Origin of the sequence: Leptotrichia sp. oral taxon 218 (genome assembly GCF_018128225.1) — a bacterium.
Taxonomy (GTDB): domain Bacteria; phylum Fusobacteriota; class Fusobacteriia; order Fusobacteriales; family Leptotrichiaceae; genus Leptotrichia.
Map to the genome: position 1 here is coordinate 354,282 of NZ_CP072377.1, position 22,396 is coordinate 376,677.

General features: G+C 31.7%; 29 protein-coding genes. 24 read left to right on the forward strand and 5 right to left on the reverse strand.

The window, feature by feature from the left end; all coding sequences use genetic code 11:
• The first annotated feature begins 1 nt into the window (after position 1).
• From J5A73_RS01790 to J5A73_RS01865, 16 genes are read left to right on the forward strand one after another with little or no spacing between them, the layout of a single operon-like run.
• Positions 2–424 (forward strand): hypothetical protein, encoded by a 423-nt coding sequence (locus tag J5A73_RS01790; protein ID WP_094080187.1) that lies wholly within the window; start codon positions 2–4, stop codon positions 422–424.
• A gap of 11 nt (positions 425–435) precedes the next feature.
• On the forward strand, positions 436–900 hold the full coding sequence (locus J5A73_RS01795; protein ID WP_211616104.1) for a hypothetical protein: 465 nt from the start codon (positions 436–438) through the stop codon (positions 898–900).
• The gene (locus J5A73_RS01800; RefSeq protein ID WP_211616106.1) at positions 900–2,033 is read left to right on the forward strand and encodes a phage tail sheath C-terminal domain-containing protein; all 1,134 of its coding nucleotides are present in this window, start codon (positions 900–902) and stop codon (positions 2,031–2,033) included. The genes J5A73_RS01795 and J5A73_RS01800 overlap by 1 nt, the downstream gene beginning before the upstream one ends.
• 17 nt (positions 2,034–2,050) lie before the next feature.
• A complete protein-coding gene (locus J5A73_RS01805; protein WP_060917200.1) occupies positions 2,051–2,479 on the forward strand; it encodes a phage tail tube protein in 429 nt (142 codons plus the stop codon).
• A 17-nt stretch (positions 2,480–2,496) separates the two neighbouring features.
• Entirely contained in the window at positions 2,497–2,949 is a 453-nt protein-coding gene (locus J5A73_RS01810; protein ID WP_211616108.1) for a hypothetical protein, read from the forward strand.
• 44 nt (positions 2,950–2,993) lie between these two features.
• Complete coding sequence (locus tag J5A73_RS01815; protein WP_157697372.1) at positions 2,994–3,146, forward strand: hypothetical protein; 153 nt, start codon at positions 2,994–2,996, stop codon at positions 3,144–3,146.
• A complete protein-coding gene (locus J5A73_RS01820) occupies positions 3,136–5,886 on the forward strand; it encodes a phage tail tape measure protein (RefSeq protein WP_211616110.1) in 2,751 nt (916 codons plus the stop codon). Before J5A73_RS01815 ends, J5A73_RS01820 begins: the two co-directional genes overlap by 11 nt.
• Before the next feature lie 3 nt (positions 5,887–5,889).
• The gene (locus tag J5A73_RS01825; RefSeq protein ID WP_211616112.1) at positions 5,890–6,618 is read left to right on the forward strand and encodes a hypothetical protein; all 729 of its coding nucleotides are present in this window, start codon (positions 5,890–5,892) and stop codon (positions 6,616–6,618) included.
• Complete coding sequence (locus J5A73_RS01830) at positions 6,599–7,528, forward strand: hypothetical protein (RefSeq protein ID WP_211616114.1); 930 nt, start codon at positions 6,599–6,601, stop codon at positions 7,526–7,528. The genes J5A73_RS01825 and J5A73_RS01830 overlap by 20 nt, the downstream gene beginning before the upstream one ends.
• The gene (locus tag J5A73_RS01835) at positions 7,528–7,926 is read left to right on the forward strand and encodes a hypothetical protein (protein WP_211616116.1); all 399 of its coding nucleotides are present in this window, start codon (positions 7,528–7,530) and stop codon (positions 7,924–7,926) included. The genes J5A73_RS01830 and J5A73_RS01835 overlap by 1 nt, the downstream gene beginning before the upstream one ends.
• A gap of 5 nt (positions 7,927–7,931) precedes the next feature.
• The gene (locus J5A73_RS01840; protein ID WP_211616118.1) at positions 7,932–8,399 is read left to right on the forward strand and encodes a DUF2577 family protein; all 468 of its coding nucleotides are present in this window, start codon (positions 7,932–7,934) and stop codon (positions 8,397–8,399) included.
• A 1-nt stretch (position 8,400) separates the two neighbouring features.
• A complete protein-coding gene (locus J5A73_RS01845) occupies positions 8,401–8,880 on the forward strand; it encodes a DUF2634 domain-containing protein (RefSeq protein WP_211616120.1) in 480 nt (159 codons plus the stop codon).
• Positions 8,881–8,898: 18 nt separating this feature from the next.
• Positions 8,899–9,996: a baseplate J/gp47 family protein gene (locus J5A73_RS01850; RefSeq protein WP_211616123.1), complete on the forward strand. Its 1,098-nt coding sequence runs from the start codon at positions 8,899–8,901 to the stop codon at positions 9,994–9,996.
• Between the two features lie 14 nt (positions 9,997–10,010).
• Complete coding sequence (locus tag J5A73_RS01855) at positions 10,011–10,397, forward strand: hypothetical protein (protein WP_211616125.1); 387 nt, start codon at positions 10,011–10,013, stop codon at positions 10,395–10,397.
• Entirely contained in the window at positions 10,397–11,206 is an 810-nt protein-coding gene (locus J5A73_RS01860) for a hypothetical protein (RefSeq protein WP_211616127.1), read from the forward strand. The genes J5A73_RS01855 and J5A73_RS01860 overlap by 1 nt, the downstream gene beginning before the upstream one ends.
• 15 nt (positions 11,207–11,221) lie before the next feature.
• On the forward strand, positions 11,222–11,944 hold the full coding sequence (locus J5A73_RS01865) for a hypothetical protein (protein WP_211616129.1): 723 nt from the start codon (positions 11,222–11,224) through the stop codon (positions 11,942–11,944).
• A gap of 50 nt (positions 11,945–11,994) precedes the next feature.
• On the opposite strand, the gene J5A73_RS01870 is transcribed toward J5A73_RS01865, so the two are convergent.
• Positions 11,995–12,180 carry a hypothetical protein gene (locus J5A73_RS01870; RefSeq protein WP_211616131.1) on the reverse strand — a complete coding sequence of 62 codons (186 nt, stop codon included), beginning with the start codon at positions 12,178–12,180 and terminating at the stop codon, positions 11,995–11,997.
• A 164-nt stretch (positions 12,181–12,344) separates the two neighbouring features.
• On the opposite strand from J5A73_RS01870, the gene J5A73_RS01875 reads away from it, so the two are divergent.
• The 8 genes from J5A73_RS01875 (at position 12,345) to J5A73_RS01910 (ending at position 16,594) form a co-directional block, all read left to right on the forward strand.
• The gene (locus tag J5A73_RS01875; RefSeq protein ID WP_211616133.1) at positions 12,345–13,160 is read left to right on the forward strand and encodes a tyrosine-type recombinase/integrase; all 816 of its coding nucleotides are present in this window, start codon (positions 12,345–12,347) and stop codon (positions 13,158–13,160) included.
• A 259-nt stretch (positions 13,161–13,419) separates the two neighbouring features.
• Complete coding sequence (locus J5A73_RS01880; protein WP_249069339.1) at positions 13,420–14,154, forward strand: hypothetical protein; 735 nt, start codon at positions 13,420–13,422, stop codon at positions 14,152–14,154.
• A gap of 18 nt (positions 14,155–14,172) precedes the next feature.
• A complete protein-coding gene (locus J5A73_RS01885; protein WP_249069340.1) occupies positions 14,173–14,697 on the forward strand; it encodes a glycoside hydrolase family 108 protein in 525 nt (174 codons plus the stop codon).
• Positions 14,698–15,240 (forward strand): N-acetylmuramoyl-L-alanine amidase, encoded by a 543-nt coding sequence (locus J5A73_RS01890; protein WP_211616135.1) that lies wholly within the window; start codon positions 14,698–14,700, stop codon positions 15,238–15,240.
• Positions 15,241–15,293: 53 nt separating this feature from the next.
• On the forward strand, positions 15,294–15,572 hold the full coding sequence (locus J5A73_RS01895; protein WP_211616137.1) for a hypothetical protein: 279 nt from the start codon (positions 15,294–15,296) through the stop codon (positions 15,570–15,572).
• An 11-nt stretch (positions 15,573–15,583) separates the two neighbouring features.
• Positions 15,584–15,910: a universal stress protein gene (locus tag J5A73_RS01900; RefSeq protein WP_211616139.1), complete on the forward strand. Its 327-nt coding sequence runs from the start codon at positions 15,584–15,586 to the stop codon at positions 15,908–15,910.
• A gap of 11 nt (positions 15,911–15,921) precedes the next feature.
• On the forward strand, positions 15,922–16,293 hold the full coding sequence (locus J5A73_RS01905; protein ID WP_211616141.1) for a hypothetical protein: 372 nt from the start codon (positions 15,922–15,924) through the stop codon (positions 16,291–16,293).
• Positions 16,262–16,594, forward strand: a complete 333-nt coding sequence (locus tag J5A73_RS01910; protein WP_249069341.1) for a hypothetical protein — start codon at positions 16,262–16,264, stop codon at positions 16,592–16,594. Before J5A73_RS01905 ends, J5A73_RS01910 begins: the two co-directional genes overlap by 32 nt.
• 308 nt (positions 16,595–16,902) lie before the next feature.
• Here the strand turns inward: J5A73_RS01910 and J5A73_RS01915 are convergent, their stop codons facing one another.
• From J5A73_RS01915 to trkA, 4 genes are all read right to left on the reverse strand, one after another.
• Complete coding sequence (locus J5A73_RS01915; RefSeq protein ID WP_211616143.1) at positions 16,903–17,946, reverse strand: succinate dehydrogenase/fumarate reductase iron-sulfur subunit; 1,044 nt, start codon at positions 17,944–17,946, stop codon at positions 16,903–16,905.
• Between the two features lie 174 nt (positions 17,947–18,120).
• The gene (tuf, locus tag J5A73_RS01920; protein ID WP_211615219.1) at positions 18,121–19,305 is read right to left on the reverse strand and encodes an elongation factor Tu; all 1,185 of its coding nucleotides are present in this window, start codon (positions 19,303–19,305) and stop codon (positions 18,121–18,123) included.
• A 154-nt stretch (positions 19,306–19,459) separates the two neighbouring features.
• Positions 19,460–20,908 carry a TrkH family potassium uptake protein gene (locus J5A73_RS01925; protein WP_211616145.1) on the reverse strand — a complete coding sequence of 483 codons (1,449 nt, stop codon included), beginning with the start codon at positions 20,906–20,908 and terminating at the stop codon, positions 19,460–19,462.
• Between the two features lie 36 nt (positions 20,909–20,944).
• Positions 20,945–22,297: a Trk system potassium transporter TrkA gene (gene trkA / locus J5A73_RS01930; RefSeq protein WP_211616147.1), complete on the reverse strand. Its 1,353-nt coding sequence runs from the start codon at positions 22,295–22,297 to the stop codon at positions 20,945–20,947.
• Between the last annotated feature and the right edge of the window lie 99 nt (positions 22,298–22,396).

A 22,396-nucleotide genomic window follows, 5' to 3' on the forward strand; every position in this document is an offset into this window, starting at 1 on the left:
TATGCTGGAAAAGGTGGGAGGGACTTCTGAAAATGGAGCTGCTCCTGAACTTGATGAAAAGTTGTTAGAAAAAATATCCTATATTCCTAAAGTCGTATCTATTGAAGTTTGCAGATATTCCAAAAGGACGGCTCAAGAATTTATTGATTATATAAATAATCAGCTTGTCCCGGATTGTAAAATTTTTGTAACGATTTTTATAGGTGATGAGAAATATAAATTTTTGGATTCCGAAACAAAAAGAGTATTAAATGAGCTTTATGTGGCTTGGAAAATATATGAAAGCCTAGAGAAAGAAAAAATTTCAGAAGATAAGAGAGATACACTCTATAAGCTACTGGAAAGTTTGAAAGGAAGTTCTGAAGATAGCAGCGGTTCAAGTCTTTTGAACGACAATAGATACGGACGGATTTATAGATTTTAGGAGCTGATGTGATGTTTGACATAGTATTTAAAAAATTTAAGGAAGAGCTGGAAAAAGATTATCCTGATTATGCGTTTTATATAACAGATGACTTGGAAGCCGAGGATTTTGTGATAAATTCAGTAATTTGTGAAATAAACGGAATTACTGTGAAAAATGCTAAAGAATACAGTGCAATACTGAATTTTTATATTATAAAGCCTAAAGTGCAGGATGACTTGGGGAACTTTATTTTGCAGGCGCTGGATATTCAAAAGAAAATACAAAATTTAGATGAGAACAAGAGAATATTCTTTTCTGAAAAAATGAGTTTACAATTTGGAGAACTGAAATCGGTAGAAGCAAAAGAAACTTTGAGGATATGTCTTATAACTGGGACATTTGATACAAGTTTTCCAATAAAATATGCGATTGACAATATGAAGGAATATAGTCCAGCTAAGAATATATATTTAAGTAAAAGGAGTGATGAATAATGAACGGAAGTCCAAAGTTTGTTTTGGAAATCGAAGAAAGAGCGGGAACTGCCATTGCCAGAAGTGAGCAAGGAGTCATAGGAGTAGTGCTGTTTGACAGTACAAAAGATGACAGGGATTACACTTTTAACAGCAGAGGGGATGTGCGACAGACAGACTGGAGTACTGAAAATTTTAACTTATTAAAAGATTTGGCATTTGTTGGAAGCCCTTATAAAGTTATTGTTAAAAGAGTAAAGGAAGATGAAAGGGAATCAATAAAAATAACAGATGTCTTAAGTGATTTGGAAAGCAGAGTTGACAGTATAGTTATACCAAGTGCAACAGAAAGCGAGACAGATAATTTAATAAGCTACGCTAAAAGTAGACATAACACAGAATTGGGAAAATTAGCACTGGATTTTGACCAGGCCCACTTTTTTGTATTTGTTGCTTCGGATAAAGTGCCAGACCATCACGCAGTGGTAAATTGCGGCATAACAGGAGCAACTGTGAATGGCCATTCATACAGTGATAAAGAATTTGCACTCGCTATTGCTAGTATGGAAGCGGGATGTCCTATTTCAAGAAGTATTACAAATATGAAAATGGGATTCTTGGAAAAATGTGATGTTCCAGCAGAACCAGGTAAAATAACTAAACAAGGAAAAATAGCAGTCAATGTGCAAAAAGATGACAGCGGAATCAGCTATTATGTGATTAATCGTGGAGTTACTTCGTTTATAACGCCTGATACTACTAGACAGCGTAGATTCAGCAAGGTTAAAGTCGTAAGAAGTTTATTCACAATAATTGAGGATTTGAAAAAATCTTGGAATGACTATAAAGGTGCAAGATTAAATGGATATTTAAATAAAATGGCTTTTCTAAATGCGGTCAATGCCTACACACAAAGTCTTATGAATCAAGGAATATTAGACCCCAATTATTCAAATTCTTTTGATATTGATGTGGAGCGGCACAAATTATATTTGATGACAGAAAAAGGTATATCGAAGGAAGAAGTGGATAAAATGAGTGAAGCTAAACTTCGTAGAATCAATACTGTTGATGTAGTTTATGCAAGATGTGATGAATTAATGCCGCTTGACTGTATGGAAGACTTTTTTGGAAAAGCTATAATTCAAAGTTAGGAAAGGAATGATAAGGAATGGATATATTTAAGGCAAATCAGGTAATCTCTGGCTCACATGGAACACTTATGATTGATGGGGAAGTATTTGCGGAAGTATCTGAAGTGAAAATAGAGACTAAAATAGAGAGAAAAGAAGTTTGGCTTCCTGGTGGGCAGAAAGGTGAAAAGATTGTCGGTGCTAGTGGGGAGGGCACTATTAAAAGATATAAGTTAAATTCAAACTGGTTTAAGAAATTTACAAAATTGGCTAAGGGGAATGAAGTGTATTTTGAATTATATTTCCAAGTTGACGACCCTGATGTTGCAGGTGCTGAAGCAATTAGAATTACTGACTGCTGGAATAAGGACGGGTTTTCTATAGAAGCTAAGCGTGGGGAAGAAATGGACGAAGAATTGAAAATCGGTTATCTTCCAATAAATCTTAAAGCTGTTGAGTTAATTTAGAAAGAAAGGAGTAAGTTATGGATTTAAAGGAATTATTGAAAAGGCGTGAGGAAGCGAATAAAATTCGTGAAGAAAAATCATTGGTAGAATTTACTTTAGAAAGCTATAAAGATACTGTCTTTAAATTAAAAGTTCCTGACTTTAAAGCCTTTATAGAACTTTGCAGTAAAATTGGAATTACGGATTTTACTATTTCAAAAAAAGAAATAGAACGAATATTTGCCGAAAAAATTACAAAATCAAATGCTGTTATTTGCGATTATTTATTTGATACTTTCGTGGAACCTAATTTTACAGATTTGGCAGGGGAACTGATGGTGGAACTAAAAGCACAAAGCAGAGCAGGGATTATTAAAAGTTTTTTTGCTGACAACGAAATTATGGAAATATTAATTTTAGTTATAAATAAACAGACCGCTCTTTTTGAAAGCAGTAAGAATCCAAATGTTGTAGAATTAAAAAAAAAATAAATCAAAATATTTTTGATTCTGAACTTAATGCAATTATTTACTATATGCAAAAGGGCTGGACACCTGCTGATTTTAATCAAATACATGACGGCTATATTTGGGATTATTACATAGCGGCTTATGAGATTTTACAGGAAAAAGAAAATGAGAGATTTTCCGAATACTCTAAAATGGGGGTGATGTTGTATGGCGGATAGTGGAAATGTCGTGGCTATGGAAGTCAAGGTTGACGGGATAGACGAAGCCATATCAAAATTCAGTTCACTTGCAAAAAGTTTCGGAGAATTGTCACAGGCGGCTGAAACGGGCTCAGCTAGTAATGAAAAATTAGGAGAAAGTTTATCAAAAGCGGCGGACAGTGCCAACTCTTCAGGAGAAAAAGTAAAAAAACTAGGGGATGACGCACAAAAGACCGCAACAGATACAGAAAAACTTTCCAGTAATTCTAAAAAGGCTTCTGATGATGTGAAAAAACTGGGGGACGAAGCGGGAAAAAGTGGAGAGCAAATCAAGAAAGTAAAACCTGCTGCCGAGGGAACAGGAAATTCACTGATGAAAGCTTTTGGTGGTAAAGTGGCTTCGCTTATAAGTGTGATAGGCGGAAAACTTAAATTTTTAATAGAACCTTTGAAAAAAATAGGAAGTCTTGGAAAAAAGGCTTTTTCTTTTTTGACTGGGGGTCTTGGTGGAAGTATGGGAAATTTTGCTGGCAAGTTAAAGGATATTGCGAAGGCATCGGCTGAAGCTGGTGCAAGTGGCGGCGGAGTAGGAGCATTAGGTTCTGCATTAAAAGGAATTGCTGGACTTGCAACAGGACCTGTTGGAGCAGCTGTTGTCGGGGTAGCTGCTCTTACTGCTGCAACTGCCGGGTTCGGTGTAAAAGCGGTACAAGCTTCAGGGGAATTCCAAAAGGGAATGAACATGGTTTACACGATGTTACCGAATGCTTCACAGCAAACTAAAGATAAATTAAGCAAAGATGTATTGGATTTATCAGAAAAATATGGGCAGTCGGCTAACAATATATCAAATTCAATGTATCAAGCTCTATCTGCTGGAGTTAAAGCTAATGATGTTAAGGGATTTTTGGATGTAGCACAACAAGCGACGATAGCGTCTGGATTAAATGATACATCGGTTGCTGTGGACGGTATAACTTCAGTTGTAAATGCTTTTGGAGAGAAGAATATAAGTGCAAAAAAAGCAAGTGATTTAATGTTTACAGCAGTAAGAAAAGGTAAAACTACCTTTCCAGAAATGGCTAGCAGTATTGCTCAAGTTTCCCCTGTAGCAAGTAGCTTAGGAGTACAGTTTAGTGATTTGACTGCTGTAGTAGCAACTATGACAGCAAAAGGAACACCTACAAGTGAGACAATGACACAAATGAAGGCTGCATTTAGTGAATTTTCAAAAGGTTCATCAACAGCTTCTAAAGAATTTAAAGCCGCAACAGGTAAATCGTTTAAAGATTTTATAGCACAAGGTGGAAATTTGCAAACTGCTATGCAGGCACTGGACCAACATGCACAAAAAAGTGGTAAGAATATTAATGAATTTTTTGGAAGTGTTGAAGCAGGGTCATTTGCCTTGTCGGTTACTGGAAAAAATGCTAAAGATTTTGCGGAAAATATGAAAGAAATGCAAAAATCTGATGGTGCAACTGAACAGGCATTTAAACAGATGAATCAAGGAATAGGTCCGACAATGGATCGAATAAAATCTTCTATGGGTAGAGGAATGATAGAGGCAGGACAAGCGATAACTCCAATGGCTACCCAAATGGTTCAAAGTTTTGAAGGGGCTCTTCCAGCAATAGGGACGGCTTTTTCGAGCATAGGACAGTCCTTTATGCCGTATATTAGCAGCTGGTCAGGTGTAATTAGTGGATTTTTCCAAACGATTCAAGCAAATGCAAGTCAATTTGGAGCAGCCTTTCAAGGGCTTGGGAGTGTATTAACTGCTATATTTTCTGGAATTGGAGCTGGAATATCAATATTAGGAGCTGTTTTTAATGCAGTTTTTGCAGTTATCATTAATCTTTTTGGAAGTTTTGCAAGTGCGGCAGGACTTGCAGGGGAACAAGGGCAAACTTTTTCTGCCACTATATCAGGTGCTTTTAGTACAATAGCTAGTGTAGTTGGGGGAGCTTTGCAATTTATAATGCCTCTTTTAGTTGGTTTGGCACAAATAATTGGTGGTGTACTTGGATTTGCTGTAAAAGGGATTATCAATACTTTCTTATTTTTTGGGAATGTCATTTCTAAAGTTGGCGGATTCTTTAAAAAGTTATTTGGAAAAGATGATGCACAAAAGGCTACTGAAGCGATAAATGAAGTTAAAAAGGGTATGGAGGACTTGAATAACGAAGCATCGAAACCCACTCAAAAACAGGTTGATATAAATGCTCAAATTAACACTCAAATGGCACAAATGGGAGCTAATGGTCAATTTGCGGGTATGCAGATGCCACAAATGCCGCAGCAGCAACCCTTGGCAAATACACAATCGCAGACAGTAAAACTTGATCCGACAGCTAAAGTTTCAATCGACCCTGCTTCGCTTGCAAATACCCAAATGAAAATAGACCCAAGCGCATTCAATGAAATGCAGATGAAAGTTGATCCTGGTTCATTTGCGAATACTCAAATGAAAATAGATCCTGCGGCTTTTAATAATTTACAGCAAGCAGTAAAACAAGTGAGTGCAGATATAAAAGGAAATCCGCTTGATACTACTAGAAACAGTATTCTAGGAGAAATCAAAGGTCAGATTAGCGCATTGAAAGGTGAAATCGCTTCCACTAGAAGTGCAATTGTTGGGAAATTAGGAGAAGTTGTAGGAGCAGTAAGGGCTATTAAAATTAATGTTAATGTTCCAGCGGCTCCTAGCGGGGATGCGATAGCGAATAAAATTGCGGCAAGTTTGCAGAAAGGATAGGTTATGGGACTACTGGATTATAAAATATTTATTAAATTTGACGAGAATGTTGATTATAAGGAGCTGGAATTTTTAGGAAATAAATCATTTAACACAATGGATTTTTTATCCCAAAAACTTGGTGACAACAATTTCATTGAAAAAGCGAAAGGAATGTTAGCTAGTGGTTTGAATGATTTAAAAGGAAAAGTTGACAGTATAGCAGGTGGAAATGCCTTGTTTTCACAAATAAATAGTAAGATATCAGAATTAAAAGAATTTTATCTTTTTCCAGTTCCGCCTAGTGAGATGAAATTTAAAAGTATCGGTGGATGGGAAAGTATAGATACCGTAAATGGCATATTAAAACTTAAAAATAAGAAGAAATTACAGTCTCTAGCTTTTAGTTCTTTTATTCCGGAACAGAAATATAAATTTGCGGCACACCATTTGCTTGACCCGTTTACAACATTCCTGTTATTTAAATCACTGGAAATATCTGATAAGCCGATACGGGTTATTTTAGTAGGGAAATTAGGGAAAGGGACTCTTAGTTCCATTTTAAATCCTGTTGACTTGAATTTTCTTGCAACTGTGAATAAATTTGAGTGCAGTTTTGACGCTATCGGAACACTAAATTTTGATATTGAGTTTGAAGAGTTTCCAGAGTTTTCGGATATAGAAGAAGCTGGGGTGACTGAAGAAAAATTATTTTACAAGGTAAGTGGTAAAGATGAAAATAATAGTAACTGATCCGAACAGTAAAAGATATGATTTGACAAGCATTGTAAAAGATAATATTCAGTTGTCAAGCAGTATTGATAATATTACAGCACAGATGGAGTTTGAACTTGCCTACAATTATAGGGAAGATATGCCATATCACACAATTGATTTGGATAAAGGAGCTTATTTTGTGGAACTTTATGACAATATGGAAACTCTGATATTTCAAGGGATAATTCCTAAAATTAGTGTAAACAGCAAGGCTCCTAAATTTACAGCTTATGACCTAGCTTTTTATATTTCAAGAATATCTGAAATATTTCAATTTGATAATTTAGAAGCGGACAAATGTATAAAAAAGATGTTAAATGAATTTGATATGCCTGTTGGAACTATCGAACCCTGCATCGTGAAAATTGATGAATATTATTACAAGGAAAGTATCGCCGATATTATTAAAAAAATAATAGAAACTATAAAAGAAGATTACGAGGAAAATTGGTATTTTTATTTTGCAGATAATGCTTTTCATTTTGTTAAACGAAATAGCGACAAATATTTAGACGGTAAAATACAGCCCAAAGAATATAAAATTTCAATTGGTGATGGATTTGTAAATATTTTTAATTTTATAAAAGATCCTAATTATTCAGTAAGTTTTGAAAATATGAGAAATAGTGTCATTGTCGTAGATGGAGATGATGAAAAAATGAATAAAGTCGATACAGCGAGAGATGAAGAAAATATCAAAAAATATGGATTGCTACAATATATGGTTAAACAAGAGAAGAACAATCAAGATAAGTCAGCTAAAAAAGGTAGAGGAAAGACCAAAAGCAATAAAACTGATAAAAAAGAGGACGAGAAAAATAATAAAAAAGCTGAAAAAACTAGGGTTAAAACTTCTAAACGAAATAAAGCAAGAGGTAAGAAGTAATGGCTAAAAACACAAAAAGGAATAAAAAAAGTAGCAAAAGTTCTAGTAAAAAAGATAATAAAGCTAATAAAAAATCTAGTAAAAGTGCAAAAAATAGTAAAAAATCGAAAAAGAAGCAAAAAGAGAAAAAACCTATAAAAGCTGTAAATGTTTTAAAAGAAAAAAATAAACTTGAGAAAACATTTACTTTGACAGTTCCTGGAGTACCAGTTTTAAGAGCAGGAGATTTGGTTAAGATTCCTAAAAATAGTACCGGTATTGCTGGAGTTTTTGAAGTTAAAAGTGTGAATCATAATTTTAGTCAAAAATACAGTTTTTACGGAATGGGGATATATTTTATGAGCTTAACTTTAAATTTAGTAGCAGAATTGGAAGAAAATGAAGGAGAAAGCGAGTGATTTTTATGGATAAAGAAATGTTGCAACCTGAAGAAGCAAAACATTCAGAACCTAATAAGGCATTTGATAATTTAGCTCGGATTTTAAGGAAAAATTTTGGCAATCCTGATTGGAATGGGCCTTTTTTGGGAAAAGTTGTAAAAGCACCTCCAAATTTAGAAGTTCAAATTGATGAAAGAATAATATTAAAGGCGGATAGAATTGTTGTAGCTTTTGAAAAAGTAGCAGGATATACCAGAGAATTTGAAGTTGAAGGGAATATTGAAATAAATGTGACTGATAGTGAGAACACGGATTCTGGCGGAAACACACATAATAAAATAGCAGCAAAAGGGACATATAAAGCTAGTGGAACAAATAAGTGGACTGATGAATTAAAAGTTGGAGATGAAGTTATCTTAAATGAATTTAAAAATCAGAAGAAATTTTATTTAGTAGACAAGGCTTATTATTATAATAAGGCAGGTGGATAAGATGTTACCTAATTCAGCGATTACAGCTCTTGATATATATTCTAGTACCAAAAATTTGGAATACGACAATTCTGAAGTTTATTTTGATTTGAAATGGGACTTTAAAAAAGGTGATTTTGTTTATGAAAAAGGAACCCCAGTTCTTTTAACAACAAAAAAGGAAATCGTTAAGCAATGGGTTATTAAATGTTTGATTGTTACTAAAAATGCTTGGAGAGTGTACTATAGGGATATATTTCCATTTGGCGTAGGAATTAACAAATACAAAGGCATAAATCCCCTGTATCAAGATTATGCTCAAAGTGAGATTAAAAGAGAGATAATATCTGCATTGAAAGAACACGATTATATAAAATCAATTATAAATTATTATTCTGAATTTAAAGAAGATAAACTAAGTTTTGAGTTCGATATAGTGTTAAAAGGCGGAGAAAAAGAAATGCTCAACATTTCTGAAACAATTGAATTTAAAGATTTTTAATTGGAAGAAGGTGAAGAAATGGTAACTAGAAAAGATGTAGATGTTTATGAAAATGACATAAACAGTTTAGTATCGGATATATTTAATGGTGAATTTATGATTAAGTATAGTGACACCGCTGGAAGTTTTACAGCAGATATTGTGAGAGCATTTTCAACAGAATTAATTGTGCAACAGAAATTATATGATGAAATGTCAAAAAATTACAGCGTTGATACAGCTGAAGGTATTTATCTTGATAGTATTTGTAAGGAAGACTATATTTTTAGGAAAAAAGCAACTACGGCGACTGGAACAGTTAGAATTTATGGGACAAGTGGTGCATTGATTCAAAAAGGAATGATAGTAGCAAGTAATAATTGCACATACACTATTGCTGAATCGAAAATAGTAGCATACAAAGAAACTGGAACAGTTGGATATAGTGAGGTTAATGTTGTTGCAAACATCGCTGGAAAAATTGGAAATTGCGGAATCGGAGAAATAAATAAATTCTCTGAAAGTTATGTCGGACTTGAAAAAGTAGAAAATCTTAATATTATTTCGGATGGAACAGATGAAGAGAATGACGCAGAATTACGCGAGAGAAGAAGAAAAATATTATCGGTCCCAAGTGTAAATTACAATACAAATATAATTAAAGAAATGATATTAAATAAATTTAAGAATGTGAAGAAATTAAGAGTAATTCCAAGATGGAATGGTAAAGGGACAGCTAAAATTATTGGAATTGGCGAAGCTGGACTGAAATTAAAAGACGAAGAGCTGAACAATATAAAAACATATTTGGATAATGAAATTATAACAGACGCGGAATTTACGGTAAAAACTATCAAAGAGAAAAGTATAAGTCTTACATTTGAAGCTATATTAAACAAAGAATACAATGAGCAAAGTGCGATTGAACTTACAAAAAATATTTTAAATCAAGTGTTTTTAGATAAATTGTTTGAAGAGAATAGAATTTATTATGCGGAAGTAATTGATAAGTTGTTAGAAATAAAAGCATTTAAGAAAATTTCAAATATAGATATTAATAACACTAAAGAGGATATTATATTGGAAGATGAAGATTTAATAAGTGTTTTAAATATAACGCTGAAAACTTTAGATTAATTTTAGGAGGAAAAATGAGCGGATTCACATTAGGGGCAAAAGCTAGAATATTGAATACACTGTTTGAAGGCAAAACATATTATGCTGGGCTTTTGACAGCAGTTACAACGGGAGAAAATGGAAAAGAAAATGCTACAGAGCTTGTTTCAGCTTCGTATACAAGAAGGGCTATAAATTTCGGGTCAACAACATCGAATGAAACAAGTAACTTGGCTTCAGTAAAATTTCCTGAAGCAAGGGAAGACTGGGGGCGTGTAATAGGAATTGGAATTTATGATTCGATAACTGGTGGAAATTTAATAAATTATGCTACTTTTGACGCAAGAGATGAGGTTATAATTTATGCTTTAATGCAATATGAAATAGCCAAAAATTTTTATGTGATTGGATTTAGAAACTAATGGCAAAAAATGTACACCAGAAGTCAGTTGAATATATAAAAGATAATTTTAATATAAGCGAATTATCAAATTTTTATGTAAAAGATTTCATAAATGATGGTAGAAATAATGATTTTGCTTTAATCAAAAGCAATCCTAAAGTAGCAAATTTTGTGAAACATACGAATAAATTATCTGAAATGACAGTATCAGAATTATTAAATTATAAAGTGAGTGATTTTTCATTTTTCGTTGGATTGGATGATTATGTAAACTTTACACAAAAAATTACTGAAAAAAAGTTCCCGTTAATTTTTTCATACGACAATGATTATGCTGATGTTATATACAATCTTGCTAAAAATGATTACTACAACAGTATGATAAATTCTCTTCCGGGAATATTCAGAAATTCAAATCTTATACAAGATGTATTTCATTTTGCGGATCTTCAATTAAAATCACTGGAATTTATAATTGGAACATTAGTAAAAAACAGAAGATTTATAACGGCAAGAAATGAAGTTTTAGAAGATTTTGAAGAACATTATAAATTAATATCAAGTAAAAATTTATCAACAATTTTTAAAATAAACAGAATCATTTCCAAACGTATTTTAAGGCGTGCAACCACTTTACAGAATTTCAAAGATACAATGGAACTATATTTTATCTATAACGACAATGTAACAATAACGAATGATAAAAATAATTTTCAGTACATTGTAGATTTTCGTTCTAGCCCTGTAGACAAAGAATATTTAAATTACTGGCTGGAATTGATTTATGAAGTTATACCAATCTGGTACGACATAAAAATTGTATATTAAATGAAGGGAGAAAAAATGAAACAAACAACACTAGATTTAATAAAAAATATAAATGAAAATACCTTTATACCTGCAACTACTCAAAATGAATTATTTGAACTGTTTCAATTAGATACAGTCGCTGATTTAAGAAAAGTTTCAAGAAATTTTATGAAAGTGTATGAACTTTTGGAACATTTCGATAATCAGACTTCAAACGCCACGAAAGAAAAAGAGGGTATTGTAAAATTCGGCACAGAAACAGGAAATGCGATAGATGCAGAAACTTGGAAACAAGCAATAGGACAATCTTTAGGTGGATATGTAAGTAAAGTTGAAAACAAAGAAGCTGGGAAATGGTACATAAATGATTTAACAGATGGGAAAATATATAAATGTATACAGACTCATACAAGTACGAGTTTTGATATTACTAAATTTGTGGATATTACGAATGTTGGACTTTCGGACAAATTAGAAAATTTATACGAAACATATTCAATTAATGTTGGAAACAATGTAGCAATTGCTCAAGTTTTTGAAACAAAGATTAAAATACCTTCAAAACCTTTTAAATTCTTTTGCACAGTCGTGACAGGAAATAACTATTTAGTTGATTTAAACAAAGCTCATCAATATGCAAGTAGCGAGATAATTATAAATTTTGGAATGTCTCAAAAAGGATTTTTGCAATACTCTATAGCTAAAAATTCTTCTGTTATAGATGGAAGAACGATTTATGTTATGTTTGTATTTTAAACACTTGTATTCCAGCCGAACTGACCGAGGGTAAATTATCTATATTTTTATTATCTTGCATAAATATATGCATAATTATCGTCGAGAGCTGTATTCTTAGAAATTTTAAAATAATAATAACTGTTATCTTCATAAAAATAATTTAAGTCATTTTCACCAGCAACAAGAGTATAGTTAGTCTTTTTAATATCATATTCATATGTCACCCAATGTAAATTTGGATCATCGATGCCCATGCTTGAAACGACCTTCAATTTCTTGCATTTTTTCGAAATTGGAATTATAAAATTATTTCTCGAAAAAGAAAATAAAAGACCGTGGAAAACCAATTGCCAGTTTTCGGACAAATTTTCTAGTCTATAATATTATTGACTAATATTATAGAGGAGATGATAAAAAAATGAAATTGCAAGAATTGAAAGGAAGAAATGCAGAAATTTATTGGGAGTATCTAAACAGCTGTATAGCGAAAAATGAGGCAACTAAAAACACGACTTATAAGACATATCTTAACAATATGAAACAGTTTGTTGAGTATTTGAAAGTATATGAGAATAATCGTTATTTGCTGAGTAAAGATACACTAAAGTTTATTGTGAGTATTTTAGAGAGATATATCAGATATTGTAGAGAGATGAAAGGCAACAATGCTAGAACGATTAATAACAAAATCACGGCAATTAGTAGCTTTTATATTTGGGCAGTTAAGCGTGATTTAATAACAACACATCCGTTTAGGGACAAATTAGATCGCTTGAAAGTTACAGATGTAGAAAAACGGAGAAATAGTTATTATTTGAGTAATAAGGAAATAATAGAGATTAATATCAAAATGGAAATGGACAAACGGTATGATTTGCAAGACAGGATTGTATTTAACTTGATTATTGATACAGCTTGTAGGATTTCGGCATTGCAATCAATTAAAATTGATAACATTGATTTAGAGAGTGGAATAATATTCGGAATAGTAGAAAAGGAACAAAAGATTGTAGAGTTTGCAATATTCGAGGAAACGACGGAATTGATAAGGGAGTGGTTGAGATGTAGAAATGACAATGTAGAATACTTGCTTATTACTAAATATAACGGAGTATTTAAGCAGATGAGCAAGTCAACGATAAGAGACAGAGTGAGAAAAATTGGAAAACTTGTAGGAATAGAAAATCTATATCCACACTCGTTAAGAAAACAACTGCTAGAGATAGAAGAATAAAACTGTTAGAAATTCGTAAAAAAGCGGGATTTTAACAATAAAAAGTAGAGAAATTTATGAATTTATACAGAATTTTGAAAAATATTTATTGATTTTATTGACTTTATGCATACTTTAGATTTTAGTAATTTAATAAAAAATGTATGTAAGCATTAACTAAAATCATCTCAAAGTCTTTAAAAATCAGTATTTGTATTTTTAAATTTCGTGCAAATTCATAAGTTAGCACAGAATTAAATTTGAAAGGAGAAATAAAAAAATGGAAGGATTCAGAGTATATTTATACGATAAAAATGGGAATATAATAGGAATATTTTTAGCACCATCTCAAAAAAAATTTGAGGCTGATAAATTGAAATATTGTAGTGAATATAGAGAAGGGGAAAATTTTATATCCTACACGGAAATTAAAAATCCAATCTTGGATAAAAAAACTGGGGAACTTAGAGAAATGACTATTTCAGAACAAGTTCAAGCAGGAATATTAATTTTATCAGATGGACAGTATTTAGAGGGTGAAGAAATAAAAACTGTTACAAAACCAAATGAGTGGAGTGTATGGGACGAAGACTCTCACGCTTGGAAAGTTGACAATGATTTGTTAAACAAAAAATTAGAAGAGTTAAGGGAAAAAGCGTTGAAAGACTTAGCTGAAGCTAAATCGAACTTTTTAAATCAGCCGCTTGAAATAGAAAAAAATGACAAAAAATATACATTTGAGAACAACGAAAGAAATAGAAACAGTTTATCGTTAAAAATGTCGCTAATGTGGACTTTAGAACAAGATAAAATTGAAAAAGTAAAAGTTTTAAATGATAAGAAAATGGTTGAATTTATCGGGTTGAATAGAACTGAATTAAAAGTTTTGGCTAAAAAAATGCAAGATATTTTAGAAATAGCCGATGTTGCCGAACAAATGGCAGTAGTTGGAATCAGTAGATATAATGTCGAACAAATGTTAGAGTTAAATGTAAGTGATTTTTTTCAAAATTAATTAAGAGGAGTGATGTAAATGAATAGATTTAACAAATTTTTAGATTATATCTTTAAAGTTGAAGGCGGTTATACTAATGATAAAAATGATAAAGGTGGAGCAACAAATTTTGGAATAACACACGAAGACGCTAAAACGTATCTAGGGTATACAGGAGATATGAGAAAATTTAAAAAATCAGATGCCGAGAAAATTTATGAAAAAATATACTACAAGGGGAATCATCTTGACAAAATAGTAAGTGATAAAATAGCTCTTTCAATTTTTGACTGGATTGTAAATAGTGGAAAAACAGGAAAGAAGAAAGCTCAGATTGTAGCAAATAAATTTGGTTCAAATTTAACTGTAGATGGAATAATTGGACCAAAGACAGTTGAAGCTATTAATAAAATAAATCCTGAAACTTTTTTGAAAGAATATCATGAAATGCAAAGAAATTTTTATAAATATTTAGTAAGTAAGGATAAAACACAACAAGATTTTTTGGTTGGATGGTTGAATCGTGTTGATAGAAAAGAAAAATATTTAAAGGAGATGATATAAATGAAAGTAATATTGAATGTAGGACATGGTGGAGTGAAAAGAGATCCAGGGGCATGTGGAAATGGTTTTGAGGAACACGCTTGGAATAAGGATTTTGTGAATAATTATATTGTTCCTGAGTGCAAAGAGCAAGGTGTAGATTATGTTGTAGTATATCAAGACTATTATTCTACATTAGCAAAGAAAATCAATAGTATAGCAAATCAAGGAGATGTGACGTTATCATTTCATCTTAACGCTGCAGGGGAAAATGCAACAGGAGCAGAAATGCTGTACTGGCACAGTTCAAAAAAAAGTAAAGAATTGGCAGAATATTTGCAAGAAGCAAACTTAGAAGCAACGCATTTAAGAAATAGAGGAATAAAAGCACGCGATTATGATGACAGAGGAGCAAATCTTTTAAGAAAAACTTCAACGCCTTGCGTTATTGTTGAAAGTGGATTTATCACAAATAAAAATGATATGGAAATATTGGAAGCAGCAAAAAAAGAACTAGCAAAATACTATGTAGCGGCAGTAAAGAATTATTGGAAAAATAATTAAAAAAGGCTTCGTTGCGAGCCGTATGAGAACGTTAAAAAAGTTTTTGGATTTAATTGTCGCTTGGTAAGACAAAATTGATTGTAGGGCTTGCCAGGCGGCTTAGAATTGATATTAAGAAAAATAAGGAAAAGGGAGCGATAAAAATGAACGATTATAAATCAAGATTAAGAAAAGAACTGGAAGATTTGAATTTTAAAATTGAAAAATTAAATAACTTCATTGAAAAAAATGATATTTTTAAAACAATAGATTTGGAAGAACAAGAATTGTTAAAAGAACAAAGGGAAATAATGAATAAATATGCAAATATTTTAAGAAAAAGAATAAAATAGGAGATGATGAAATGGATAAATTAGCAGCAAAAATATATTTGACAGGTAAAATTTTAGAATTAGGAAAGACTTTAATCTATAAAACAGAAATAGTTGCCAAAGGAAAAGCTGGAGCAGAAAAGTTTAAGCAGGTGTATGAAGGTTTTTGGGATAAGCTGGAAGATCTGTTAAAAAAAGAAAAATCAATTGACAGAAAATGGATTCCTGACTTTGCAGAAGAAATTGGCGAAGAAGTTCTAACAGAAGTTTTAAAAGAAGCCAGAAAGACGTTTGACTTGAAAGTTATACTGCAACAAATTTTCGATGAGGAAAAAGCAGGGAATAAAAACATATTGTAGGAGCATAATCAATGATAGAGGATTTGAAGGTAATAATAGACAATCACGGACTTTTTCTGATATTGTTTTTCAGCGGGGTGCTGTTCGGAGTGGTTGCTCAAAAAATGATAGACAACCAGCCAGTAAAACCATATGTAAAAAGAATAGCTGTTGCTGGAATGACAATGGCTATTGCTCTATCTCTTAATAAGTTGGTGGGGCATTTCAATGCCGGATTCCTATACCCCTGGAGTCCTGTGCTGGGATTTTTTGGGGAAGCTGTAATGGAAATGATCAATCAGAAAAGATACGGAATCAGCAAAGGATTTTTGGAGCTAATGCTAGAAAAGTTCGGATTTGTCAAGAAGAAGGATGATAAAGATGAAAATATATCACAGAAGTAGGAAGTTTGCAATCGTAATGTTTGCACTGATATTTTTAAATTCAGCAATCACGCTAAAATTAAGAGGCTATCAAAGAAGACAGAATCTAAATTTATTACGGAACGAGTTGAAGAGTGAAAGCAAAAAAGAAATATTTGATTCAATAGAAGAAAAGTCGAAAACGGAAGATTTAATACTTCTGATAAGTACAAACTTTGTCGCTTTAATGATAACTGTTGGATTCGACAGATTCGGAGTATTTGAAGAAAGTGATGAAACTGTAAAGAAAAATAAGAAAAAATTTGTGGAATTGTTTTTGTAAATTTCAGGGCAAAAAAAATCTGGATAAGAGAAAAAAAACTAGAATTATTAGCACTATATGTTGTGGTAAAAGTATATCAGAAAAGCACAACATATAGTGTATTTTTGTTACATACCTGTTGCATATGTATCAATTTTGTGGTGTTTTTTAGGGTATTATTTTTATAAGGAATATATAGGAAACCCATTAAAAAGGCAAAATTTTCATAAAAATAAGTTTTTTTAACTTTTTATTGAAAAAGTAAAAATTTTATTTTTTTGCAATAAAAAAATTGGCAGTTTTTAACTACCAATTCTTTTTTATTTTAATTATTTAACATCTAAACTTACTTTAACTCCAGCTCTTAATTCGTTGTTTTCAACTGTATTTTTCTTTTCGCTACCGTTCCAGTATTCACCTTTATCAGTTAATTTATGAACTGGAGAATATCTTACGCTAGGATTAACAGTGATTGTTCCAACTGAAGTTTCAAATCCTTTTTTGTATCCAAATCCAGTCCATACTGTAAATTCGTTTTCGTATCCATCAGTTGCAGTATGTTTAGACCATTCATTTTCAGGTCTTACAAATGCATAGAATCCACCGAATGAAGGTGTGTCATAAGCTACACCTACTGTATAGTCAAGTCTAACATTTGATTTGTTGTTTTTTCCACTAGCATCTCTTAAGTAGTGATCTAAAGCTACATCGTAACTAATTGTTCCAAAGTTACCATCCAAAAGTTTTCCGTCAGTTCCTAATGATAAGTTAGCTCCCCAACCATTTTTAGCTCCATCGTTTCCACTTCTGTAATATCTGTTATCTTGGTTACCACTTTGTCTTTGTCCAAAGTAAACAGCTTCTAAAGTTGTTTTTATGTTTTGTCCCAATACATTCATTCCAAAAGTTGGTCCGAAATAAAGTTCATTTGATTCTCCATTTGTTTTTGTGTGTTTTTTACCATCTTTATTTGTCCAGTGTCTAACACCTAATTTAGTAGTTGTGTCTAAATCTCCCCATTTAATATCTTTAGATAAATTTCCATCTACTAAATCTGTTGATTGTAGGTAATGATTTCTTTTACCGTTTTCGAATTCTCCAAATACTTCGTGTCTATATAAAAGGTTAGCGTTTAATCCACCTTCATCATTTAATCCTAAAGTTGTTCCAACTTCAGTTCTTGATTTTACTCCTTCAATATTTTTTTTCTTAAATCCTGCATTTCCAATGTGGTTAGCTTTGTCTCCATATTGGTCATTATATTTTACTCTAAAATCTTGATCAAAGTAAAAATTTTTTACAACATCTTGGCTAGTTTCTGCAAAAGATACAGTTGCTAACATAAATGCTAATAATCCTAATAATTTTTTCATAATCTTTTCCTCCTAAAAATCTAAAAACTTAATCTAATAATTTAGTATTATTTTACCATAACTAGCTTTTTTTGTAAAGTGTTTTCAAAAAAATTTCTTTTTATAAAGAAATTAATAAAAAAGAACTAGACATTTTCCAGTTCCTTTTTATTTATGATGACTTTGACAAATCAATTATTTAGTAATAGTTGCAACTACTCCTGAAGCTACTGTTCTTCCACCTTCTCTAATCGCAAATCTTAATCCTTCTTCCATTGCAATTGGGTGAATCAATTCTACTGTCATTTCAATGTTATCTCCAGGCATTACCATTTCTACACCTTCTGGTAAGTTTACTTCTCCTGTAATATCAGTTGTTCTGAAATAGAATTGTGGTTTGTATCCTGTAAAGAATGGAGTATGTCTTCCTCCTTCATCTTTTGTCAATACATATACTTCTGATTTAAATCCTGTATGTGGAGTGATTGTTCCTGGTTTAGCAAGTACTTGTCCTCTTTCAACTTCTTCTTTCTTAGTTCCTCTTAATAATGCTCCTATATTATCTCCAGCTTGTCCTGAATCTAATAATTTTCTGAACATTTCTACTCCTGTTACTGTAGTTTTTGAAGTTGGTTTAATTCCTACGATTTCTACTTCTTCCCCAACTTTTACTACTCCTCTTTCTACTCTTCCTGTTACTACTGTCCCTCTTCCTGTAATTGTGAATACATCTTCAATTGGCATAAGGAATGGTTGGTCAATAGGTCTTTCTGGTGTTGGGATATATTCATCCACTGCATCCATCAATTCCATGATTGCATCTACCCATTTTTGTTCTCCATTTAATGCTCCTAATGAAGACCCTTTAATTACTGGTACATCGTCTCCAGGGAATCCATATTCATTTAATAATTCTCTTACTTCCATTTCTACTAATTCTAATAATTCTTCGTCGTCTACCATATCTACTTTATTCAAGTATACTACGATATAAGGTACTCCTACTTGTCTTGCTAGCAAGATGTGTTCTCTTGTTTGAGGCATTGGACCGTCAGCTGCTGATACTACTAGGATAGCACCATCCATTTGAGCTGCTCCTGTGATCATGTTTTTTACATAATCCGCATGTCCTGGACAATCTACATGAGCGTAGTGTCTTTTTGCAGTTTCATACTCAATGTGAGCTGTGTTAATTGTAATTCCTCTTTCTCTTTCTTCAGGAGCTTGGTCAATGTTTTCAAAATCAACTTTTTCAGCTAATCCTTTTTCAGATAATACTTTTGAAATTGCTGCTGTTGTTGTTGTTTTTCCGTGGTCAACGTGACCAATTGTTCCTATGTTTACATGTGGTTTACTTCTCTCGAATTTAGCTTTTGCCATCTTTCTCTTTTTCCTCCATATTTTTTTATTTCTTATCTTAATATTAGCATATTTATAAAAAAAATGCAAGTATGATAAATAATTTTTTCAAAAAAAATTTCTAAGAATTTAATAAAAAAAATAAAAAAGGAGAAAAATATTTTCTCCTAAAATTTTATTTTAATTTCCAAGTTGATGGTGAAAATAATATTAACATTGGAAAAATTTCAAGTCTTCCAGCTAACATTGCAAAACTTAACAGAATTTTTGAAAAATTATTTAAGTCGGCGAAGCTGTATGCGGGACCTACTTTTCCGAGTCCTGGACCTATGTTATTAAAAGTTGCAGCAACCGCACTGAATGCTGTTAAAAAATCGTCTGTGGAAAATGAAATTAGTAAAAGTATTGCCATAAAAACTATTGCGTAGACGACAAAATATACTGCTATGCTATTTTGCATCTTCAAACTTACAGGTTTGTCTTCGTAAGAGATTGAAATAACACGATTTGGACTTATCATTTGTCTTATTTCTGCAAAATGTATTTTTATCATTAAAATTACTCTGGAAATTTTTAGTCCACCTGCAGTAGAACCAGCACATGCACCAAAAAACATTAAAATTAGTAAAATTACTTGTGAGAAAAGTGGCCATTTTCCAAAATCTGCTGTTGAATAACCTGTTGTTGTCATCACGGAAGATACGGAAAAAAGTACATCTCTTATACAATGTAATATTGAACTATATGATTTTGAAATATTTGCAACTATTAATACAATTGAAATAAATACAATTAGTAAATAATATTTTAGTTCTTCGTTGTTTAGCGCTTCTTTTACTTTTCCAATTAAAATGAAATAATAGACATTGAAGTTCACTCCAAAAACTAACATTCCGATTGACAGTACAATATCAATATAAGCACTGTGGTACGGCAGAATACTTCCGTTTCTTACTCCAAAACCACCTGTTCCAGCCGTTCCAAATGCTAGTAAACTTGCTTCAAATAAGTTTAAACCTCCAAATAGAAGTAAAATTATTAAAACTATTGTCATAACTGTATATATTTTGTATAACACTCTTGCAGTAGAAGATAATTTTGAAACTATTTTTCCAAATGTTGGTCCTGGAACTTCAGCTTTCATTACATATACAGAAGTTGGAGAATATTTTGGCAAAATTGCAAGTGCTAAAACTAGAACTCCCATTCCACCAACAAAGTGAGTAAAACTTCGCCAAAATAAATTTGAGTGGCTAATTTTTGTTAAATCTGGAATTATACTAGAACCTGTTGTTGTAAATCCGCTGACTACCTCAAAAAAAGCATCAACAAATGATGGAATTTCCTTTGAAATTACAAATGGAAGCGCTCCGAAAGCTGACATAAAAATCCAAGATAAGGAAACGATTACAAAACCTTCTCTTCCTTGAATATTTTTATCTGCTGGAACTTTTATCGACATCAGAAAGCCAACTGCTAAAAGTAGTAAAATAACTATTCCGTATGACATTTTATGTAAAATATCCTCTTTATACAAAAAACTTATAATTAGTGGCAAAAGCATTAACCCAGCTTCCAGTATCAAAATTTTTCCAATTACAAAACTTATCATTTTTTTGTTCATTTCCTTGCTCCTTGTAATTAATTTATTATTAAGTATTTATTTTAAGACAATTCCTTCGAAATCATCTATTGGAGTTGTCGTTATGATAATTACATAATCTCCAATTTCAATTGTGTCGTTTCCACCTGGAAAAATTAAATTATCGTTTCTAAAAATACTTGCAATTATTACATTTGTTTGTAATTTTAAATCTTTTAGCGGAATTCCGACTATATGACTTTCTTTTTTTATCTCAAAAATAATAAGTTCTACTTTGTTGTCGCACAATCTGTGAAGAGTTTTCATTTTTGAACCTCTTGTGTTAATTCTGGCTCTGACTACTCTTATTATAATATCTGCAATAACTTTTTTTGGAATTACAGTTGCTCTCACTCCATAATCTTCAATTATTGGAAGAAGCAGAGTTCTATCTATTTTTGTAACTATTTTTGAATCTGTAAGTGATCTTGCAAACATTGATAAAACCATGTTTTCTTCATCACTTTCGCTCAGTATAACAACCGAATCAAATTTTTTAATACCTTCATCTATTAAAAATTTATGGTCTGTTTCATCTCCATAAATTGCGCAGACATTTGGATATGCTTGACTTAAATGTTCTAATTTTTCCATATCATTGTCAATAACTTTAACTTGTTTTTTTTCTTTTAAAAGAATATCTATCAAATAGTGTGAAATTGTTCCACCACCAATAATCATCGAAGAATTTACATATCGTTTGAATCCCATTTTTTTATAAAATTTTCTGACAGCTTCTGTCGGACCCATTACATAAATTATGTCATCTTTTAAAATTTGAAAATCTCCAGATGGGATAAATGCATCGTTTCCTCTTTCAACAATGCAAATTATAACTTTTTCATTTTGCTTAACTTCTAAATCTTTTAAATGCATGTCTTTTAAAAAACTATTTTCTTCAATTTTTAGCGAAATCATATTCGCTCTTTGCCAAAAAAAACTTTCCGCACTTAAGGCATTTGGGAAAAATAGTTTATTGGCTATATTTTTAGCTGACTCCATTTCTGGATTGACAATTAATGAAATTCCCAAGTCATCTCTGACAAATCTCAAATTTGAACCATATTCAGGATTTCTTACTCTTGCAATCGTATATTTTGCTCCCATTTTTCTTGCAATAACACAAGCCATTATATTTAGTTCGTCAGTTGGCGTTGTTGCGATAAAAATATCTGCTGAGTCAGCACCAGCTTCGAGAAGCGTTTCATATGAAGCGCCATTTCCTATGAAACCTGTTACATCATTTGTTTCAACTATTTTGTTTAATCTATCCTCTTCTTTTTCAACTACTATGACATCGTTTCCCACTTCAGATAATTCGCTGCAAAGGGATTCTCCAACGACACCTGCTCCAACTATAATTATTTTCATAGTTTTCTCACTTTCTTTTATTTAAAATAATAAATTTTTGAAATTATTATAACATATTTTTAGTATTTTTAGTATTTTTTAGTTTTATCAATTACAAAC

What these genes read in the sequence shown, in the direction of transcription:
- J5A73_RS01790 (WP_094080187.1), top strand. Translation starts at nt 2, where the DNA reads ATGCTGGAAAAGGTGGGAGGGACTTCTGAAAATGGAGCTGCTCCTGAA.
- J5A73_RS01795 (WP_211616104.1), top strand. Translation starts at nt 436, where the DNA reads ATGTTTGACATAGTATTTAAAAAATTTAAGGAAGAGCTGGAAAAAGAT.
- J5A73_RS01800 (WP_211616106.1), top strand. Translation starts at nt 900, where the DNA reads ATGAACGGAAGTCCAAAGTTTGTTTTGGAAATCGAAGAAAGAGCGGGA.
- J5A73_RS01805 (WP_060917200.1), top strand. Translation starts at nt 2,051, where the DNA reads ATGGATATATTTAAGGCAAATCAGGTAATCTCTGGCTCACATGGAACA.
- J5A73_RS01810 (WP_211616108.1), top strand. Translation starts at nt 2,497, where the DNA reads ATGGATTTAAAGGAATTATTGAAAAGGCGTGAGGAAGCGAATAAAATT.
- J5A73_RS01815 (WP_157697372.1), top strand. Translation starts at nt 2,994, where the DNA reads ATGCAAAAGGGCTGGACACCTGCTGATTTTAATCAAATACATGACGGC.
- J5A73_RS01820 (WP_211616110.1), top strand. Translation starts at nt 3,136, where the DNA reads ATGGCGGATAGTGGAAATGTCGTGGCTATGGAAGTCAAGGTTGACGGG.
- J5A73_RS01825 (WP_211616112.1), top strand. Translation starts at nt 5,890, where the DNA reads ATGGGACTACTGGATTATAAAATATTTATTAAATTTGACGAGAATGTT.
- J5A73_RS01830 (WP_211616114.1), top strand. Translation starts at nt 6,599, where the DNA reads ATGAAAATAATAGTAACTGATCCGAACAGTAAAAGATATGATTTGACA.
- J5A73_RS01835 (WP_211616116.1), top strand. Translation starts at nt 7,528, where the DNA reads ATGGCTAAAAACACAAAAAGGAATAAAAAAAGTAGCAAAAGTTCTAGT.
- J5A73_RS01840 (WP_211616118.1), top strand. Translation starts at nt 7,932, where the DNA reads ATGGATAAAGAAATGTTGCAACCTGAAGAAGCAAAACATTCAGAACCT.
- J5A73_RS01845 (WP_211616120.1), top strand. Translation starts at nt 8,401, where the DNA reads ATGTTACCTAATTCAGCGATTACAGCTCTTGATATATATTCTAGTACC.
- J5A73_RS01850 (WP_211616123.1), top strand. Translation starts at nt 8,899, where the DNA reads ATGGTAACTAGAAAAGATGTAGATGTTTATGAAAATGACATAAACAGT.
- J5A73_RS01855 (WP_211616125.1), top strand. Translation starts at nt 10,011, where the DNA reads ATGAGCGGATTCACATTAGGGGCAAAAGCTAGAATATTGAATACACTG.
- J5A73_RS01860 (WP_211616127.1), top strand. Translation starts at nt 10,397, where the DNA reads ATGGCAAAAAATGTACACCAGAAGTCAGTTGAATATATAAAAGATAAT.
- J5A73_RS01865 (WP_211616129.1), top strand. Translation starts at nt 11,222, where the DNA reads ATGAAACAAACAACACTAGATTTAATAAAAAATATAAATGAAAATACC.
- J5A73_RS01870 (WP_211616131.1), bottom strand. Translation starts at nt 12,180, where the DNA reads ATGGGCATCGATGATCCAAATTTACATTGGGTGACATATGAATATGAT.
- J5A73_RS01875 (WP_211616133.1), top strand. Translation starts at nt 12,345, where the DNA reads ATGAAATTGCAAGAATTGAAAGGAAGAAATGCAGAAATTTATTGGGAG.
- J5A73_RS01880 (WP_249069339.1), top strand. Translation starts at nt 13,420, where the DNA reads ATGGAAGGATTCAGAGTATATTTATACGATAAAAATGGGAATATAATA.
- J5A73_RS01885 (WP_249069340.1), top strand. Translation starts at nt 14,173, where the DNA reads ATGAATAGATTTAACAAATTTTTAGATTATATCTTTAAAGTTGAAGGC.
- J5A73_RS01890 (WP_211616135.1), top strand. Translation starts at nt 14,698, where the DNA reads ATGAAAGTAATATTGAATGTAGGACATGGTGGAGTGAAAAGAGATCCA.
- J5A73_RS01900 (WP_211616139.1), top strand. Translation starts at nt 15,584, where the DNA reads ATGGATAAATTAGCAGCAAAAATATATTTGACAGGTAAAATTTTAGAA.
- J5A73_RS01905 (WP_211616141.1), top strand. Translation starts at nt 15,922, where the DNA reads ATGATAGAGGATTTGAAGGTAATAATAGACAATCACGGACTTTTTCTG.
- J5A73_RS01910 (WP_249069341.1), top strand. Translation starts at nt 16,262, where the DNA reads ATGATAAAGATGAAAATATATCACAGAAGTAGGAAGTTTGCAATCGTA.
- J5A73_RS01915 (WP_211616143.1), bottom strand. Translation starts at nt 17,946, where the DNA reads ATGAAAAAATTATTAGGATTATTAGCATTTATGTTAGCAACTGTATCT.
- tuf (WP_211615219.1), bottom strand. Translation starts at nt 19,305, where the DNA reads ATGGCAAAAGCTAAATTCGAGAGAAGTAAACCACATGTAAACATAGGA.
- J5A73_RS01925 (WP_211616145.1), bottom strand. Translation starts at nt 20,908, where the DNA reads ATGAACAAAAAAATGATAAGTTTTGTAATTGGAAAAATTTTGATACTG.
- trkA (WP_211616147.1), bottom strand. Translation starts at nt 22,297, where the DNA reads ATGAAAATAATTATAGTTGGAGCAGGTGTCGTTGGAGAATCCCTTTGC.